At 76.9% G+C, this 17,721-nt stretch carries 11 protein-coding genes and 1 tRNA gene; 7 read left to right on the top strand and 5 right to left on the bottom strand.

What is annotated here, in order from left to right; genetic code table 11:
- Nucleotides 1–102: 102 nt before the first annotated feature.
- Nucleotides 103–1,479, bottom strand: coding sequence for a PP2C family protein-serine/threonine phosphatase (locus tag ACFVSN_RS40340; RefSeq protein ID WP_387958393.1), 1,377 nt, complete (start codon nt 1,477–1,479; stop codon nt 103–105).
- Nucleotides 1,480–1,635: 156 nt separating this feature from the next.
- The gene (locus ACFVSN_RS40335) at nt 1,636–2,997 is read right to left on the bottom strand and encodes an NAD(P)/FAD-dependent oxidoreductase (protein ID WP_387603820.1); all 1,362 of its coding nucleotides are present in this window, start codon (nt 2,995–2,997) and stop codon (nt 1,636–1,638) included.
- Between the two features lie 580 nt (nt 2,998–3,577).
- On the opposite strand from ACFVSN_RS40335, the gene ACFVSN_RS40330 reads away from it, so the two are divergent.
- The gene (locus ACFVSN_RS40330) at nt 3,578–4,450 is read left to right on the top strand and encodes a TetR/AcrR family transcriptional regulator (RefSeq protein WP_380436915.1); all 873 of its coding nucleotides are present in this window, start codon (nt 3,578–3,580) and stop codon (nt 4,448–4,450) included.
- A gap of 391 nt (nt 4,451–4,841) precedes the next feature.
- A complete protein-coding gene (locus tag ACFVSN_RS40325) occupies nt 4,842–7,244 on the top strand; it encodes a sigma-70 family RNA polymerase sigma factor (protein ID WP_387958390.1) in 2,403 nt (800 codons plus the stop codon).
- 44 nt (nt 7,245–7,288) lie between these two features.
- On the opposite strand, the gene ACFVSN_RS40320 is transcribed toward ACFVSN_RS40325, so the two are convergent.
- The 3 genes from ACFVSN_RS40320 to ACFVSN_RS40310 all read right to left on the bottom strand — a co-directional run bounded on the left by ACFVSN_RS40320 (nt 7,289) and on the right by ACFVSN_RS40310 (nt 11,587).
- Nucleotides 7,289–7,993, bottom strand: a complete 705-nt coding sequence (locus ACFVSN_RS40320) for a DsbA family oxidoreductase (RefSeq protein ID WP_387958388.1) — start codon at nt 7,991–7,993, stop codon at nt 7,289–7,291.
- A gap of 76 nt (nt 7,994–8,069) precedes the next feature.
- Nucleotides 8,070–8,591 carry a universal stress protein gene (locus ACFVSN_RS40315; RefSeq protein ID WP_380436909.1) on the bottom strand — a complete coding sequence of 174 codons (522 nt, stop codon included), beginning with the start codon at nt 8,589–8,591 and terminating at the stop codon, nt 8,070–8,072.
- 809 nt (nt 8,592–9,400) lie between these two features.
- Nucleotides 9,401–11,587, bottom strand: a complete 2,187-nt coding sequence (locus tag ACFVSN_RS40310) for an asparagine synthase-related protein (RefSeq protein ID WP_387958386.1) — start codon at nt 11,585–11,587, stop codon at nt 9,401–9,403.
- Nucleotides 11,588–12,386: 799 nt separating this feature from the next.
- On the opposite strand from ACFVSN_RS40310, the gene ACFVSN_RS40305 reads away from it, so the two are divergent.
- The 5 genes from ACFVSN_RS40305 (at nt 12,387) to ACFVSN_RS40285 (ending at nt 17,721) form a co-directional block, all read left to right on the top strand.
- Nucleotides 12,387–13,814: an MFS transporter gene (locus ACFVSN_RS40305; RefSeq protein ID WP_380436905.1), complete on the top strand. Its 1,428-nt coding sequence runs from the start codon at nt 12,387–12,389 to the stop codon at nt 13,812–13,814.
- Between the two features lie 141 nt (nt 13,815–13,955).
- Nucleotides 13,956–15,191 (top strand): L-2-hydroxyglutarate oxidase, encoded by a 1,236-nt coding sequence (lhgO, locus tag ACFVSN_RS40300; protein ID WP_380436903.1) that lies wholly within the window; start codon nt 13,956–13,958, stop codon nt 15,189–15,191.
- A gap of 149 nt (nt 15,192–15,340) precedes the next feature.
- A complete protein-coding gene (trmB, locus tag ACFVSN_RS40295) occupies nt 15,341–16,171 on the top strand; it encodes a tRNA (guanosine(46)-N7)-methyltransferase TrmB (RefSeq protein ID WP_380436901.1) in 831 nt (276 codons plus the stop codon).
- 114 nt (nt 16,172–16,285) lie between these two features.
- Nucleotides 16,286–17,575 (top strand): PrsW family intramembrane metalloprotease, encoded by a 1,290-nt coding sequence (locus tag ACFVSN_RS40290; protein WP_380436899.1) that lies wholly within the window; start codon nt 16,286–16,288, stop codon nt 17,573–17,575.
- Nucleotides 17,576–17,648: 73 nt separating this feature from the next.
- Nucleotides 17,649–17,721: transfer RNA gene (locus ACFVSN_RS40285), tRNA-Met, on the top strand.

Below are 17,721 nucleotides of genomic sequence, written 5' to 3'. Positions count from 1 at the left end.
ACCCAGCCCGGACCGGGAAGTGGTGTTTCAGAGGATTGGCCGCCCCGGGACCGTCCGCGCCGATGCGTGTCCGGTGCTCCCTGTCAGGCAACTCGAAGAACTCTAGACCTCTCCGGAGACCGAGTCAAGCACGGGTTCCCGCTCCTTGGGGGCCTCCTTGGGGGCCTCCTCGGGGGCCTCCTCGGCGGTCTCGTCGGCCGGCAGCTGGAAGGCCAGGACGGCCACGTCGTCGTCGTGCTCCGACGTCACGCCCATGGCTCGCAGCAGACGGGCGCAGATCACCTCGGGGGCGCCGATCGCGCCGGTCAGGGTGCGGGCGAGGAGGTCGAGTCCCTGGTCGATGTCCTCGTCGCGGCGTTCGACGAGTCCGTCCGTATAGAGGACGCCGGTCGTGCCGGGAAGGAGGCGCAGGGTGTGCGAGACGTGCAGGCCGCCGCCGGTTCCCAGGGGCGGGCCGTTCTGCTCCTCGCTGCGCAGGATGGTTCCGTCGGGGCAGCGCAGGAGCATCGGGAGGTGGCCGGCGGAGGCGTAGGAGAGGGTGCGGCGCTGCGGGTCCCAGACGGCGTAGGTGCAGGTGGCGATCTGGTTGGCGTCGATCTCCATGGCGAGGCCGTCGAGCAGGCGCATGACCTCGTGCGGCGGGAGGTCGAGGCGGGCGTACGCGCGGACGGCGGTGCGCAGCTGGCCCATGACGGCGGCGGCGCGCAGTCCGCGACCCATCACGTCGCCGATGACGAGCGCGGTGCGTCCGCCGTCGATGGCGATGACGTCGTACCAGTCGCCGCCGACCGCCGCTTCGGCGCCGCCGGGCTGGTAGGTGGCGGCGACGCGGAGGTCGGCGGGCTGGTCGAGCTTCTGCGGGAGCAGGCTGCGCTGGAGGGTGACGGCGGCCTCGCGCTGGCGGCGTTCGGCCTCGCGGAGCCGGGCGGCGGCGAGGACCTGGTCGGTGACTTCGGCGGCGAAGATGAGCACGCCGGCGGGCGGGCCGTCGATGGGGACGTCCCGGGAGTCGCGGACGTCGCGGGGGTCGCCGGCGCCGAGCGGGACGCAGGAGACGTTGTAGTAGCGGTTGCCGGTGAGGCCGAGGATGCAGCGCGCCTTGACGCTGCGGGGCCGGCCGCCGCGGATGACCTGGTCCATGAGCGGCAGGACGCCGAGGGTGGCGAGCTCGGGCAGGGCCTCGCACGCGGGCAGGCCGGTGGGGCGCTCGCCGAAGAGTTCGCGGTAGGCGCGGTTGGCGTAGGCGAGCTGGTGCAGGGGGCCGTAGGTGACGGCGACGGGGGCGGGGATCCGGTTGAGGACCTCGCGCAGGTGCTGGGGTTTGTGCGGGTCGAGGAGTTCGGCCGCGGTGGCGAGGCTGGTCGGGTCGCGCGGGCCCGGGACCACGACGTCGCCGGAGGGCACGCCGTCCTCCGTGCCGACCGCGGTCTGCGGGGCGGCACGCCAGGGGACTCCGGTGAGCCGGGCGCTCCAGCGCATGAGGTTCAAACGACGGCCGCTTCCTCGTTTTCCAGTCATATCATCACTTTTTGTGTACACATCAGCACACGGGGTAATGACTCGGTTGGGGCTGATCCTGTCAGGCGGAGGGCCGATTCCGGAAGTCGCGCGCGCTCGGCGTGGCCGTCCGGTCCGTCACGCCGGGGCGTCCGGCCCACGTTCGGGGCCCGGTCCGAACCCCGCCTCGAATTCCGAACGCGGGTGCTCCAGGGTGCCGAGCGAGACGACCTCCCGGGAGAACAGCCCGCCCAGCACCCAGTCCATCAGCACCCGCACCCGCCGGTCCGCGCTCGGCAGCCGGCGCAGGTGCCGGGCGCGGTGCAGCCACCAGGCGCGGCGTCCGGTGAGGCGCCCGCCGCGCCGGGTGTGGGCGACGGCGCGGCGCAGGCCGAGCGAGGTCGAACAGGCGGCCGGGCCCGGCCGGTAGGCGGCGAGGTCGGGCGAGTGCGGTCCGCCGTCCAGGGCGACGGCGACGTTGCGGGCGAGCAGCTCGGCCTGGGCGAAGGCGTGCTGGGCGTTGGGTGCGCAGGGGGCGCCGTCCGCGTGCGGGTCGGGCACGGCCGCGCAGTCGCCGGCCGCCCAGACGCCGGGCAGCGCGCGTCCGTCCGGGCCGACGACCTGGAGCGTGGGCAGGCAGCGGACCCGGCCGGCGGTGTCGAGCGGCAGGTCGGTGTCGCGCAGCAGCGGGGACGGGCGCACCCCGGCCGTCCAGACCAGGGTGCGGGCGGCGAAGCGGCTGCCGTCGGACAGGGCGACGACCTGGCCGGCCGCCGATTCCAGCGTGGTGCGCAGCCGGACGTCGACGCCGCGTTCGCGCAGCTGGCCGAGGGTGTGCGCGGCGAGTTCGGGCGACTCCTCGGCGAGGATCCGGTCGGTGGCCTCGACCAGCACCCAGCGCAGGTCCTCCGGGGCGACGTTGTGGTAGCCGCGCACCGCGTACCTGGCCATGTCCTCCAGCTCGGCGAGCGCGCCGACGCCCGCGTACCCGGCGCCGACGAAGACGAAGGTGAGGGCGGACTGGCGCAGGGCCGGGTCCCGGGTGGCGGACGCGAGGTCCAGCTGTTCGAGGACGTGGTTGCGCAGGCCGACCGCCTCGGCGACGGTCGAGAAGCCCCGGCCGCACTCGGCGAGGCCGGGCACCGGGGCCGTCCTGGAGACCGAGCCGGGCGCCACCACCAGGACGTCGTACGGGAGTTCGATCGGCGTGGGGGACTCGCCGGGGGCCGCGGCGTCGGCCAGGGCCCGGCGGGCGGCGTGCTCGATCCGGGTGATCCTCGCGGTGAGCACCCGGCAGTCCGGCAGGGCCCGGCGGAGCGGCACGACCACGTGCCGCGGGTCGATCGAGCCGGCCGCCACCTCGGCGAGCAGCGGGTGGTACGTGAGGTAGGCCTGGGGTTCGACGACGGTGATCTCCACCTCGCCCCGGCGCAGCCGGTCGCGTAGGCCGCGCTGGAGGTGGAGCGCGGTGGCCGTCCCGGCGCAGCCGCCTCCGGCGATCAGGATCCTTATGGTGCACCTCCGGACGGTGTCGCGTTCGTGTGGTGTTCCGTCCCGGTCACGGAGTCCGGGCCGTCCCCCGTTCGGGGGGTATCCCCCGACGCGCCCCCCTATGAAGGACCGTGGGGGGCCGTCTTGTCCACAGTCCGTACGGGGCCGGATGCGGCGCGAGTGACCGGTGTGGCCAGTTGTGCTGTCCGGGTGACTTTCTGACGCACTTTCGGCTTCGGAGAGCCGTGAACTATGGTCGGATTGTGTGCTGGAGCGGCCACCGCCATGACAACCGGCGGCGACGCACCGTGGAGCGGCCACTACGGCCAGTTCCAGCGTTGGCGCGAGAACCCGACTGCGGGACAGTCATCCGGGGAAGGGTAGTTCCCGGACGAGGCCCCGGACGGTGCCGACGCACCGAGCCGGACGCGTGGCCCGGCCCGGTGGCACGACCGTGGTCACCGGAACGGGACGGGCGGCACGAGCAATGGGTCATCAGGTCACTTCTGACGGGCTGAGCTTGCACCGGGGGGTGCAGGGGCGGGCGACGACAGGGTCCGGGATCGGACGCCTGCGGGGGAGAGTTGAGATGATGGAGCAGGAACAGATGTTGGGGCGGGCGGGTGCACCGCACGTCGTCCAGGGCACGGTGCCGGAGCAGCGCGGGCCGGTGGAACTGCCGCCGCAGCACGGGGTGTCGGCGGTCTCGTACGCCGGTGTCCCGTACCGGGCGGAGCCCTTGCAGGCCGCCGTGCCGGGTGCCCGGCTACGGGTGGACGCGCGGCGGAACCTGGAGAGCGTGCTGCGCGCCGCCCGGGAGGTGTTCGGCGAATTCGGCTACGGCGCACCGATGGAGGAGGTCGCCCGCCGCGCCGGGGTCGGCGTCGGCACGGTGTACCGGCGCTTCCCGAGCAAGGAGGTGCTGGTCCAGCGGATCGCCGCCGAGGAGGTGGCCTGGCTGACGGCACAGGCGCGCGAGTCGCTGTACGGCGGCGGCGGTGCCTGGGAGTCGCTGGCCGGGTACCTGGCGCGCGCGGTGAGCACGGGCGCCGGGCGGCTGCTGCCGCCGGAGGCGTTCCGGTACGCCGAGGAGCTGGGCCGGGTGCCCGAGCAGCGGGCGCCCGAACAGGCGCTCTCCGCCCGGTTCGACCTGCGCGGCGACGAGGCGCGGACGGCGGCCGACGCGACGGCGGCGGACGCCGATCCGCGGCTGCTTCTCCAGCTGCTGGCCGCCCTGGTGGCCAGGGCGGGCGCGGCGGGCGAACTGCGGCCGGGCGTCACGGTCGCGGACGTCGTCCTGGTGCTGACCGCGTCGGTGCCGGTGCACGCGGCGCGGACGGTGCCGGCGGTGGCCGGGGTGCCGGGCGTCGTGGTCGGCGGGCCGCAGCCGGACGGGCACGCGGTGGCCGGGCCCTCGGACCGGCTGCTGCAGATCCTGCTGGACGGCCTGCGGGCGCGTTGACGGCCCACGGGCGGGCTCGCGCCCGCCGGGGCCGGTGATCCCGGGCACGGCCTGCGGGTCGGCCCGGCACGGCGGGCTGCCGTGACCGGTAAGGGAGTTGGACGAGTGACCGGCGCGCGGGCACTGGGCGCGCGCCGGGTGCGGGCGTCGCACAACCGGCTGTCGTGCGCTGGGCGAACACCTCCGCGACGTCCCCTCGGAAGAGTGGGTACCGGCCGGTCCGGCTACCGCCCTTCCCTGCGCTATGCCATCCTTTGCCCGTGGTTGGAGCCAATGTCCCGATGCGCGCCCTTCGAGCGCCGTCGGCGCCGTACGACGGGGGACCGTGCGCCCACGCACGCCCGCGTGCTCTGCCGCGCTACGGGGGCTGTCGTGGAGGCTGGGGTCCGTTGTGAGCGCCGAGGAACAGAACGACTACGGATACGGGCTCGACTTCGGCCGCGCTGACGGCCGTGCCGACGGCCGCGCCGGCGGTCATGCGGGCGGTTCGCCGGACGGCGCCGTCGGCGGTCACTCCGGCGGGCCGGCGGAGGGGTCCGACGCGTCGTCCTCCGGCGTGCCCGGCCGCGCGTCCGGCCAAGTGCCCGGCGGCGCGCCGGGATCGGCCGCGGGACCGGCCACCGGCCACGTCCCCGACCAGGCCGGGATGCCCAGCCGCGAGTCGCTGTCCGCCTCCGCCGCCGCCCTCCCGTCGGGCCGGGTGCCCGGCCAGGCACCGGCCGGCCGCGGTGGCGTCGCCCCCGAGGCCTTCGTCGGCGGCAGCCGCCGCGCCCGCCCCACGGTGCCCGCCCCCGCCGACCCGGTCGACGGCGAGCGCCCGCCCTCCGACGCCGAGTTGACCGCACGGGTGCGGGCCGGCGACGACACCGCGTACGAGGAGATCTACCGCCGGCACGTCGACTCCGTCCGCCGCTACGCGCGCACCTGCTGCCGGGACAGCTTCACCGCCGAGGACCTCGCGGGCGAGGTGTTCGCCCGCACCCTGCAGGCGCTCAGGGCGGGCAAGGGCCCCGAGTTCGCGGTCCGCGCCTACCTGCTGACCGCCGTGCGCAACGTCGCCGCGGCCTGGACCCGCAGCGAGCGGCGCGAACAACTCGTCGACGACTTCGGCGTGTTCGCCCAGAGCTCGGCCGCCGTCGTCGACCTCGACCTGGCCGACCCGGGAGCCGACGCCTGGGCGATGGCCATGGCCGACCAGCGCATGGTCATGCAGGCCTACGCCGAACTGCCCGAGGACGACCGGGTCGTGCTCTGGCACACCGAGGTCGAACGCGAGTCCCCGAAGACCGTCGCGGTGATGCTCGGCAAGACCGCCAACGCCACCGCCGTCCAGGCCCACCGGGCCCGCGACCGCCTGGCCGCCGCGTTCCTCCAGGCCCACGTCTCCGGCAGCCAGGACAGGGCGTGCGAGGGGTACGCCAACCGGCTCGGCGCGTACGCGCGCGGCTCGCTGCGCAAGCGGGCCTCGGCGGACGTCGGACGGCACCTCAAGGAGTGCGACCGCTGCACGGCGGCCTACCTCGAACTGTCCGAGATCAACACCGGTCTGCGCGCGCTGCTGCCCGGCGGGGTGCTGGTCTGGGTCGGCGTCGGCGGGTTCGGCGCCGCCGCGGCCGCGGTGGGGGGTGCCGCCGCGGTCGGTGGCGCCGCCGTCGGGACGGCCGCGGCGACGGCCGGGTCGACGGCGGGCACGACGGCGGGCACGACGGGAGCCGCCGCCGGGTCCGCGGCCGGTACCGGTGGTGCGGGTGCCGGAGCAGGTGCCGGTGCCGGCGCGGCCGGTGCCGGGGGCGCGGCCGGTGCCGGGGGCGCGGCCGGCGGGAGCGGGTCCGGGGCCGGCGCGGTCGCCGCGGAGGGCCTCGGCACGGCCGCCAAGGCCGGCATCGCCGCCGCCGTCGCGGTGGCCGCGGCCGCCGTCGCCGCCTACGCGCTCACCACCTCGCCCGAGGCCCGGCCCCCGGTCGCGGCGCCCACCGCGTCCGCGTCCCCCGCCGCCCCGGCCCCGGAGCCGCCCGCACCCGCGGCACCGGCGCCCGCGCCGAGCAGCGCCGCACCGGCGCCCGTGCCACCGCCCGCCCCCTCCCCCAAGCCGACCCCGACGCCGACGCCGTCGTCCGTCCCGAGCCCGGCGCGCAAGACCACGCCGCCGCCCGCGACCACGAGCGCGCCGGCTCCCACTCCCACGCACGCCCGTCCGGTCGTCACACCGCCCGCCGTGCCGGTCCCCGAGACGCCGGTCGTGCCCACGCCCGAGGTGCCGCCCGTCCCGACCCCGACCGTGCCCGCGCCGACCGTGCCCCCGGTGCCGACGCCGACCGTCACGCCGCCGACGCCGCCCGGGCCCACCGACTTCTGGGCCGACTCGCTGCCCGTCCACAAGCCCGGCAACAACCGGGTCCCGCCGACCGGACCCGCCATCCGGCAGAAGGGCACGGACTGGTTCTGGCAGCACGACGGCGCCTGGATCGGCGGCGACCACCACCCGCACGCCCTCACCGTGCACGCCCCCGCCACCACGCAGATCGACCTCAACCGCGCCTGCACGTCCTTCGACGCCGTCGCCGGCCTCGACGACCTGACGGTGTCGCCCGGCGACGTCGTCTTCTCGGTGCAGGGCGGCGACGGCAGCACCCTGTGGCGCTCCCCCGCGCTCGCGGCCGGGGACGACGCGGTGCCCGTGCACGTGCCCCTCGCCGGACAGACGTCGATCCGGCTGGTCGTCACGCCGGTGCACGGGGTCTGGTCGGCACTGAACGTGGCCGACTGGGCGGAGGCCCGCTTCAGGTGCTCGTGAACGAGCACTCCTGAAGCGGGCCTCCGGGGGCCGCCTGGTGGCGGTCAGATCGCGCAGGCGCCGTCCGCGCAGGCCTCCCCGGCCGGGGCGACCTGGACGGGAGCCGGCCTGCGCTCGCCGATCTCGGCGGCCACCTGCTCCAGCACCTGGCGGAAGGTCCCGGCCTCCTGGCCACCCTGCACCGCCCACTTGCCCTCGAACACGAAGGTCGGGACGGCGGTGATGCCCAGCTCCCGGGCCTCCGCCAGCTGCGCGCGCACCTCGGCGGTGCCCTCGTCGCCCGCGAGGTAGGCCGCCACGCGCTCGCGGTCCAGACCCGCGGCCACCGCGACGTCCGTGAGCGCGGCGCGGTCGCCGACGTCGACGCCGTCGGTGAAGTGCGCCTTCAGCAGCGCCTCCTTCAGCCGCCCCTGGACGGCGGCGCCGTACTCCGTCTCCGCGAGGTGCAGGAGGCGGTGGCCGAGGAACGTGTTCGCGTGCAGCGCGGCGTCGAAGTCGTACGTGATGCCCTCGGCCCGGCCCAGCTCGGCGACGCGGGCGTCCATCGCGACGGACTGCGGGCCGTACCGCTCGGCCAGCCACTCCCGGTGCGGGCTCGCCGTCGCCGGCGCGTCCGGGACCAGCTGGTACGGCCGGTAGACCACCTCGACGCCCTCCTTGCCCGCGAAACCGTCCAGCGCCTCCTCGAAGCGGCGCTTGCCGATGTAGCACCAGGGGCAGGCGATGTCGGAGTAGATCTCGACCTTCATGACGGGGGCTCCAGGGGTGGGGATGCGTCTGACGAGATAGGTGAACGGTGAACCATCTCGGGACATTCCCGACGACTCAGACCTGCGACGGCGCCGGCACCACCAGCACCGGGCAGGCCGCGTGGTGGACGGCGGCCGTGCTCACCGACCCCAGGAGCAGCCGGTTGAAACCGCCGTTGCCGCGGGTGCCGAGCACCAGGGTGTGCTGGCGGGCCGACGCCTCCAGCAGCACCTCGATCACGTTCCCCAGCACCACGTGCAACGACAACTCCCCCGCGTACGGGCGCGAACGCTGCTGCTGCACGGCGGCGACGGACCGGCGCAGACCGTCCGCCATGCTCTCCACCAGCGTCTCGACGCTCTCCTGCACCAGCTCCGCCATCCCGGGCGGGTAACCGGCCGGCGCCGGGTTCACCACCGCGAGGACGTACAGCGGCAGACCGAACAGCTCCGCCTCCGTCATCGCCCGGTCCAGCGCCCACAACGAACCGTCCGACCCGTCGCACGCCGCCAGCACCCCGGGCGGTCGCCCCGTCGGCGGCCGCCCGAGCACCGACAGCACCACCGGCACCGGCTCCTCCTGGCTCACCCCGACCACGACCGCCTCCTCACACCCGCGCCCAACGGCAACCCCGCCATCATCACCCGCCCCGCACGGGGGGCCGCCGAGCCGCGCGGCGGGGGTGGGGAGATGGGGGGCGAGGGCTCCTGCCGAGCCGGGCGAGGGGGCAGCCGAGTGGGCGCTGGGGTGGAAACTCTCCGAGCCGGGCGGCGGGGGTGGGGTAATGGGGGACGAGGGCCCCTGGGAGCCGCGCGACGGGGCGGGCGGGGACGCGGCCGAGTGGGCGCTGGGGCAGAAGTTCTCCGAGCCGCGCGGCGGGGGTGGGGAGATGAGGGGCGAGGGCTCCTGGGCGGCGGGCGAGGGGGCGCTGGGGTGGGAGCTCTCCGAGCCGGGCGGCGGAGTGTGGCCGGGGCTCGGGCTCCTGCCGAGCCGGGCAGAGAGGCGGGCGGGGAGGCGGCCGAGACGAGAGCTCCCGCCGAGCCGGGCGATGGGGCAGGTCGGGTCGGGAGATGGCGGGAGGCGCGGGCTCCTGCCGAGCCGGGCGGAGAGGTGGCGGCTCGCAAGGGGTGGTCGGGGTCGCCGGCTTGCCGGTGGCCGGATGCGGCTGGTGGCGAGTCGGCCAAAGAGGCGGGGTGCGTGGTGATCGTGGTGCGCCTGGGTCGGCCGAGGGCCGTGGTCGGGCGGGACGGGTGATGCCGAGGTGCTGCGCCCCGGCGGGGCGGGTGGTGGCGAGCCAGGAGCGCGTGGTGACCGTGGTGCGCCTGGGCGGGTTGGGGGCCGGTGGGGGGCGCGGGGCGCTTGGGGTGCGCCTGGGTGAGTAGGGGTGGGGTGACGGCGGGCGGGTTTCAGGAGGTGAGGGCGGGATGCGTGGGCTGGGGGAGGCCGGTCCAGCAGGCGCCGTGGCGGCGGGCGCGGACGCGGCGGAGCCAGAGTTCGGTGGAGACCAGGTCGGCGAGGCCCGCGAGGGCGTGCGGCGAGCGGAGGGTGGCGGGGTCGGCGAGGCCGGCGCGGACGGCGGGGAGGTCGATGAGGCCGGCTTCGGCGAGGAGGGGGGCGTCGAAGAGCTCGGCCAGGCCGTCCGCGGCGAGGCGCAGGCCCGCGCGGGCGGGGGCGGTGCGGTCGGGGCGGGGGCCGCGGCCCCAGTCGGGCGGGAGGTCGGTGCGGCCGGCGCCGGTGAGGACGGCGTGCAGGAGGGCGTGCCGGGCCCCGGGCTGGAGGCGGACGTCGTCGGGGAGGAGGCGGGCGGCGCGGACCACCTGGTTGTCCAGGAAGGGGGCGTGGAGGCGCTGGCCCGGCTGTTCGGCCGCGTGGACGAGCGTGCGGAAGGAGTGCGCCTGCCGGTGGAGGGCGTGCCGGGCCCGCCGCGCGCCCGGGTGTTCCTCGGGCGCCGGTCTGCGCGCCGCCAGGCGGAGCCGCAGGGCGACCGCGGAGAGCGCGTCGTCGGAGAGCCAGCGGGCGGCCGGGCCCGGGACGCACCAGGCGAGGTCGCCGGCCGAGCGGTGACCCGCCGTGCCGCCGCCGTCGGGGACGTGCCGGGCCGTCAGCTTCGCCGCGGCGTCGTCCAGGGCCTCCGCGTAGCGGATCCGGGAGAGCCGGTGGGCGGCCCGGACGACGGTGAGCGGGGTGCGCAGCGCACCCGTGAGGACGCCGGCCGCGGCGCGGTCGACACCCGCCAACGCCGCGACGGGCGGCAGGAGTTCGCGGGGCCGGCCGGCCCGGATGAGGTCGGCGAGCCGGGCCGGGTGCCCGTCGAGGACCTGGCGGGCGCCGTAGCCGGTGAGGTGGTCGGTGCCGCCGGCGTCGAAGCGGGCCTCGGCGCGGGCGGCGGCGACGAGTTCGGGGCCGGGTTCGTCGGTGAGCCGCCCGGACTGCGGGTCGGTGCGCAGGCTCGCGTACGGGAGGGCGTCGGGGCCGGGGTCGAGCACGGTGTGCCGCAGCCGGGGCGTGTCGGGGGCGAGCGCGAGAGTGGCCGGGGGTTCGGTCTCGCCGAGCGTGACGGCGGCCAGCTGTTCGGGGGCGGCGGGCTCCTGGGCGGCCGTACGGGCCCAGGAGCCCTTGACCGCGCCCGTCCGCGCACCTCCCGTCCGTGCGCCCGTCCGCACGCCGCCTGCCGTCGCCGCGCCGGGCTCCTGCCCGCCGCCCGGAGGCGCGGACGGCGAGGCCGGCTGGGGCGCGGGCGGCAGCGGCACCGCGGCGGCGAGCAGGGCGACGGTCGCGGACGCCGTGCCGTACGACAGGTCGACGCCGAGCCGGGGGCGGCCGCCGCCGGGCGGGGCGGGCGTGGTGGTGCGGACCCGGGAGCGGACGGATTCCAGCAGGGCGCGCGTGAGTTCGCGCACCGCGGGGGCCTCCCCGCGCGGCTGGTCGGCGCTGCCGCCGGGCTCGTCGTAGGGGTCGAGGTAGGGCCGGCCGCCGCGGACGGCGAGCACGTGGCCGGGCGGCACCCGCTGGACGCCGAGGTAGGGGGTGCCGGTGCCGAGGGCCTCGGGCGACTCGGGGCAGGCGAGCCGGGCGGCGAGGTGGCCGGTGTCGAGGGGCGCGCCGACCAGGTCGGCGAGCGGGAGGGCGGCGGTGGCGTACGCGGTGCCGCCGCACCAGGGGGTGTGGAAGACCTGCTGGGCGCCGGCCAGGTCGGTGAGCAGCAGGGTGGAGCGGGTGCCGGTGCGCAGCACGACGGTGTAGCTGCCGGGCCAGGCGGTGAGGTGGCGGACGGCGCCGCCGCGGGCGGCCGCGAGGCCGGCGGCGAGTTCGGCGTCGGTGGCGCCGCAGTGGCCGAGCACGGCGAGCCGGGTGGTGGCGGGGGTGTCCTCGACGGGGTCGGGGGCGGCGAACCCGCCGGTGACGGCGGCGCGGGCGCCGGGCCGCAGGGTGACGAGGCGGATCTCCTCGGGACGCCAGTCGCCCACCGCCCAGAGCGGGTTGGCGCCGGTCCAGAGGGCGTGCGCGGCGATCGGCGCGACCGTTGCGAGCGCTTCGTGCGCCGGTGCGCCCGCACGGGGCGCGCCCGTGCTCCAGCCCGTCAGCCACCGCATCGCGCCTCCACCGGACGAGGACCTGCCGCCGTGCGGCACGTCCGCCGGCGGGCAGCCCCGGGCCGGCTCGTCGCGTGCGCCGCGGCGGCTGCCCGGTCCGTTCCGGCGCGCCGTCAGGAGACATCGTGCCACCGGTTGGCGCCGCGGTGACCGGTGTTGTCGGTTCCGGTTGCGCGCCGCGGGAGTTCGGAGCCCGGACACGCGGAACGTGCGGGTCCGAAGCGACGGCGGCCGCTCTCCCCGGCGCGGTGGTACGGCCGGCACCGACATGCGGCCGGATCCGTTCGGTGGGCGGTGGGCGTCGTTCTCCGCCGGGCGGGCCGGGCCTCCCCCTCCATGGCCCGGACCGCCCGCGAGGACGCCTTTGGCATGGGCATCGCGAGATGGCCGAAAGGCGTCGTCGAGCCCGGGAGGGCATCCGCATGCCCTCCCGGACTTCGCCGCCACCCGCGGGGATTGAGGCGGCGGCATCCCCCGGCCCGCCGGGTCCTCGACGGCGGGCCGACCCACGACCACCAGCGAATCGCCGCGCCGCCGGTCGGGCCAGGGGGCACGGCCGGGCGCACGTGAACACGGGACCGGAGCACGACGCTCCGGCGCGCGGCGACCCCGGTCCGTTCCCGGCGGTCCCGGCCCGGTCCCGCGAACTCACCGCGCGGGGGCGCCGGGTGCGCGATCCCGCCATCCGGAATGAGGCCTCTTAACCGTCGGAACGCGTCCGACTACTCTAGGTACAGCAGCTACGGCCCGGTGCCGCCCGGGCCCCGCGCACAAGGCCGCAGGAGGTGCCGCCGCCACCATGACCGTCAGCCCACGAGGACCGAACGAACGGCTCGGCACGCTCCTGTCCCTCGCCCAGATCAGCAACGCGGGGCTGGCCCGCCGGGTCAACGACCTCGGCGCCCAGCGCGGGCTGACGCTGCGCTACGACAAGACCTCGGTGGCCCGTTGGGTGGGCAAGGGCATGGTCCCGCAGGGGCCCGTCCCGCACCTGATCGCCACCGCCATCGGCGGCAAGCTCGGCCGGCCCGTCCCGCTGGAGGAGATCGGGCTCGGCGACACCGACCCGGCACCCGAACTCGGCCTGGCCTTCCCCCGGGAGGTCTCCGAGGCGGTCCGCTCGGCCACCGACCTGTGGCGGGTCGACCTCGACCTGCGCCGCGGGCCCGGCGGCGGGCGCTGGAGCGACAGCCTGGCGGGCACCTTCTCGGTCGCCGCCTACGCGACGCCCGTCTCCCGCTGGCTGATCAACCCCGCGGACGGCTCGGTGGCCCGCGAGGTGCCGCGCGCCGCGAGCGAGTCGGCGCCCTTCCGGGTCGGCCACTCGGACGCCGCCAAGCTCCGCGAGGCCGCCCAGGAGGCGCGCCGCTGGGACTCCAAGTACGGCGGCGGGGACTGGCGTTCGTCCATGGTGCCGGAGTGCCTGCGGGTGGAGGCGGCACCGCTGCTGCTCGCCTCGTACAGCGACGCGGTCGGCCGGGCGCTGTTCGGCGCGACGGCCGAACTCACCAGGCTGGCCGGGTGGATGGCCTTCGACACCGGGCAGCACGAGGCCGCCCAGCGCTACTACATCCAGGCCCTGCGCCTGGCCCGGGCCGCCGCCGACGTGCCGCTCGGCGGCTACGTGCTCGCCTCGATGAGCCTCCAGGCGGGCTACCGCGGCTTCGCCGAGGAGGCGGTGGACCTCGCGCAGGCCGCCCTGGAGCGCAACCGGGGCCTCGCCACCGCCCGGACGATGAGCTTCTTCCACCTGGTGGAGGCACGGGCCCAGGCCAAGGCCCGCAATGCGGCGGCGTGCGCGACGGCGCTCGGCGCGGCGGAGAGCGCACTCGAACGAGCGCGCGCCGGTGACCCGGATCCCTCGTGGATCGACTTCTACGCCTACGACCGCCTCGCCGCCGACGCCGCCGAGTGCTTCCGGGACCTCGGGGTCCCCGCCAAGGTGCGGCAGTTCACCCGCGAGGCGCTGGCCAAGCCCACCGAGGGCTTCGTCCGCTCGCACGGACTACGGCTCGTCGTCTCGGCGATGGCCGAGGCCGAGGCGGGCAACCTGGACGCCGCGGTCGCCGCCGGCGAGCGCGCCGTCGAGGTGGCCGGCCGGATCTCCTCGCAGCGCAGCCGGGAGTACGTGGTCGAGATGCTGCGCCGCCTTGAGCCCTTCCAGGGCGAGCGGCGGGTCCGCGAACTGGCCGAGCGCGCCCGGGCGGTGATCGTCGCCCCGGCGTGACCGCCTCGCGTGCGCCGGGAGGCCGTCCACCGGTTCACGCACCCTCGACCACTCCCGCCCGCCGTGGCAGCATCGGCGGCGAACTCGGCCCCGGGCCCGGCGACGGGCGGGGGCCGGCCGGGCGGACTGCGAGGAGCGGCAGTGACGTACGACTTCGACGTGCTGGTGGTGGGCGGCGGGATCGTCGGACTCGGGACGGCGTACGCGCTGACGGCGGCCCGGCCGGAGCTGCGGATCGCGGTGCTGGAGAAGGAGCCCGGCTTCGCCGCCCACCAGACCGGGCGCAACAGCGGGGTGATCCACAGCGGCCTCTACTACCGGCCCGGCTCGTACAAGGCGCGGTTCGCCGTGGCGGGCGCCGCCGAGATGGTCGACTTCTGCCGCGAGCACGGGGTCCCGCACGAGGTGACCGGCAAGCTCGTCGTCGCCACCCGTGCCGACGAACTGCCGCGGCTGGCGGCGCTGGCCGAGCGCGGGCGGGCGAACGGCATCCCGGTCACCGAGCTGGACCGGGCCGGGATCGCCCGCCACGAGCCGGAGGTCACCGGCCTGGCCGGCCTGCACGTCGCCACCACCGGCATCTGCGACTTCCCGGCCGTCGCCACGGCCTACGCCCGGCTGGCCCGGGAGGCGGGCGCCGTACTGCGGCCGGGCTGCGAGCTGCGGGCGGTGGACCGGCGGGCGGACGGGGTGACGGTGCAGACCTCCACCGGCGAACTGCGCTGCCGGGTGCTGGTGAACTGCGCCGGGCTGCACAGCGACCGGATCGCCCGGCTGGCCGGCGACGACCCGGGCCTGCGGATCGTGCCGTTCCGCGGCGAGTACTACGAACTCGTCAAGGAACGACGCGAATTGGTGCGCGGCCTGGTCTACCCGGTGCCCGACCCGGCGTTCCCCTTCCTCGGCGTGCACCTGACCCGGGGCGTCCACGGGGACGTCCACGTCGGCCCGAACGCCGTGCCCGCACTGGCCCGCGAGGGGTACGACTGGCGGACGGTCCGCCCGCGCGACCTGGCCGGCACGCTGGCCTTCCCCGGCACCTGGCGGATCCTGCGGCGGCACTGGCGGTACGAGGTCGGCGAGCTGCACCGCTCGCTGTCCAAGCGGGCGTTCACCACCGCCGTCCAGCGGCTGCTGCCCGCCGTGACCGCCGACGACCTGGTGCCGACCACCGCCGGGGTGCGCGCGCAGGCCGTCGCCCGGGACGGCTCACTGCTGGACGACTTCGCGTTCGCCGGCTTCGACCCGGCCGACCCGCGCTCCCCGCGCCGCCTGGTGCACGTCCTCAACGCCCCCTCCCCCGCCGCGACCGCCTCGCTGCCGATCGGCCGGGAGGTGGCCCGCCGGGCGCTGGCCGCGCTGGAGGCGGAGGAGTGAGCGGTACGGGGGCGATGCGGACCAGCGGGCCCGGGGAAGGGCGGACGGGCGACCCGGGGAGGGGCGGATGGGCGGCGCGCGGAGGGGCGGATGAGCCGCGTCACACGCCCCTCCGGCCGCCCCGCGCGGCCCCGTAGACTCGGGTGATTGTGACTGCCACCGCCCCCATCCCCCAGCAATCGCCGTCCGCCCGCCTGTCCGCCGCGCCGGCCGGCTACCCCGCGCCGATGTACCCGCACAAGGCGACCGAGGCCCAGCACCGCGAGCGGCGCATCCGCAGCTTCCAGCCGCGCCGGGGGCGGATGACCAACGCCCAGGCGGGCGCCCTGGACCGCGGCTGGGAGACGTACGGCATCCCGATCGACGGCACCCCGCTCGACCTGCGCGAGCTGTTCGGCGAGCTCCCGGTGACGCTGGAGATCGGCTTCGGCATGGGCGAGACCACCGCCGCGATGGCCGCCGCCGACCCGGCGAAGGGCATCCTCGCCGCCGACGTCCACACCCCCGGCCACGGCAACCTGCTCGGGCTGCTGGAGCGCGACGGCTCCCGGAACGTCCGGCTCGCCGCCGGGGACGCCGTCATCCTGCTGCGCGACATGCTGCCGGACGCCTCGCTGGCCGGCCTGCGGGTCTACTTCGCCGACCCGTGGCCCAAGCCCAAGCACCACAAGCGCCGGCTGGTCCAGTCCTCCTTCCTCGACCTCGTCCTGCCCCGCCTCGCCCCGGGCGCCCTGGTGCACTGCGCCACCGACTGGGAGCCGTACGCCGAGCAGATGCTCGACGTGCTGTCGGCGTCGCCGGAGCTGGAGAACCTGCACCCCGAGGGCGACGGCACCGGCTGGCTGGAGCCCGCCGACCACCCGGACGGCAGCCTTCCCGGGTACGCGCCGCGCCCCGACTGGCGGCCCGTCACCAAGTTCGAGCGGGCCGGCATCGCCAAGGGGCACGTGGTCCACGACCTGCTGTTCCGCCGCCGCTGAGCCGTCCGGGCCGTTCGAACGGCCCGGCCCCGGCCGCCGACGGGCCCGGCGCGCACCGGACGATTCGTCCCGAGTCCTCCCTCCGGGCCCGTGCCGTGGCCTACCCTGAGCCGCGTGAGCAGCCCGTCGGGCGGCGGGTTCCGGTCCACCGTCCGGGCCGCCGCCGACGCACCGCAGACGGCTCCGCGCACCGGCGGCACCCGGACGATCCCGGGGCCGCGGAAGCGCCGGGCCCACCGGTTCCTGCCCTGGCCGGGCACCGGCCCGGCCACCCTCCCGCGCGCCGGGCGCGGCCGTTCGCTCGCGCTCTCCTCCGTCACCGCGACCGCCGTGCTCACGCTGGGCGCGTGCGGGGTGCTGATCCTGCAGCTGGTCCGGCGGCAGACCGGCACGACCGGGCTGCTGGTCGGCCTCGGGCTCGCGATGGTGCCGCTGCCGTTCGTGCTCGGCGGCCTCGCCTGGCTCAACCTGACCGCCCGCGTGCCGCTGCGGCACACCGTGTTCTGCCTCGGCTGGGGCGCCTGCGCGGCGACCACCGTCGCCATCCTCGCCAACAACTGGACCAGCAGCCACCTCACCGGCCACCAGGGCCCGCTCGGCGAGCTGCTGGGCGCCGGCATCGTCACCCCGGTCATCGAGGAGACCGCCAAGGGCACCGCCCTGCTCGTCCTCCTGCTGCCGATCGGCCTGCGCCCGCGCTGCCACGGCCGCCGGGACGGGCGCCCCTGCGCGCCGCTGCTGCGCCGCCTGCCGAGCCCCCGGAGCCCGCGCCCGTACGCGCGCCGGGCCGCCGGGCCGCACGCCCGCGAGCGGCTCGGGCTGCGCCCCTATCTGCGCCCCCTGCCCTACCTGCGGCCCGCCCCGCCGTCCACCGGCTCGGCCGGGCCCGGTCGGACGACGCGCTCCCGGCCGCGCACGCTGGCCGCCGGGGTGGTGCTCGGCGGGATGGCCGCGTGCGGGTTCGCGTTCACCGAGAACGCCCTCTACCTCGGCCGGGCCTTCTCCAGCGACCAGCAGCAGCGGCTGGACAGCATCGGCCTCGGCGAGCCGCCGAGCCTGCGCGACTTCGACAGCACCGTGCAGACCTTCGTCCTGCGCGGCCTGCTCTCCCCGTTCGCCCACCCGCTGTTCACCGCGCTGACCGGCCTCGGCGTGGCGGTCGCGCTCACCACCCGCCGCCGCTGGCTGGCCCGGATCGCCGCGCCGGTCGGGCTGCTGCTGGCGATGGCCCTGCACGGCATCTGGAACGCCGCCGCGGACCTGGGCACGCACGGGTTCCTGCTGGTGTACGCGGTGCTGATGGTGCCCTGCTTCGGTGCGCTGGTCGGCTTCGCGGCGTGGGCGAGGTCGCGCAGCGTGCGGCACGCGGCCCGGCGCCGCGGGCGCGCGGCGGGGCCGGGGTGACGCGGTCCCGCGGGTGCCGCCGGAGAACCGATTTCCCATTCGGGCGACTTCCCCGTACTGTTGGGTTCACCGACGCGGGGTGGAGCAGCTCGGTAGCTCGCTGGGCTCATAACCCAGAGGTCGCAGGTTCAAATCCTGTCCCCGCT

Origin of the sequence: Kitasatospora sp. NPDC057904 (genome assembly GCF_042887925.1) — a bacterium.
Taxonomy (GTDB): Bacteria; Actinomycetota; Actinomycetes; order Streptomycetales; family Streptomycetaceae; genus Kitasatospora.
The sequence above is the reverse complement of the archived record's forward strand: the minus strand, read 5'-3'. Positions and strand labels throughout refer to the sequence as shown.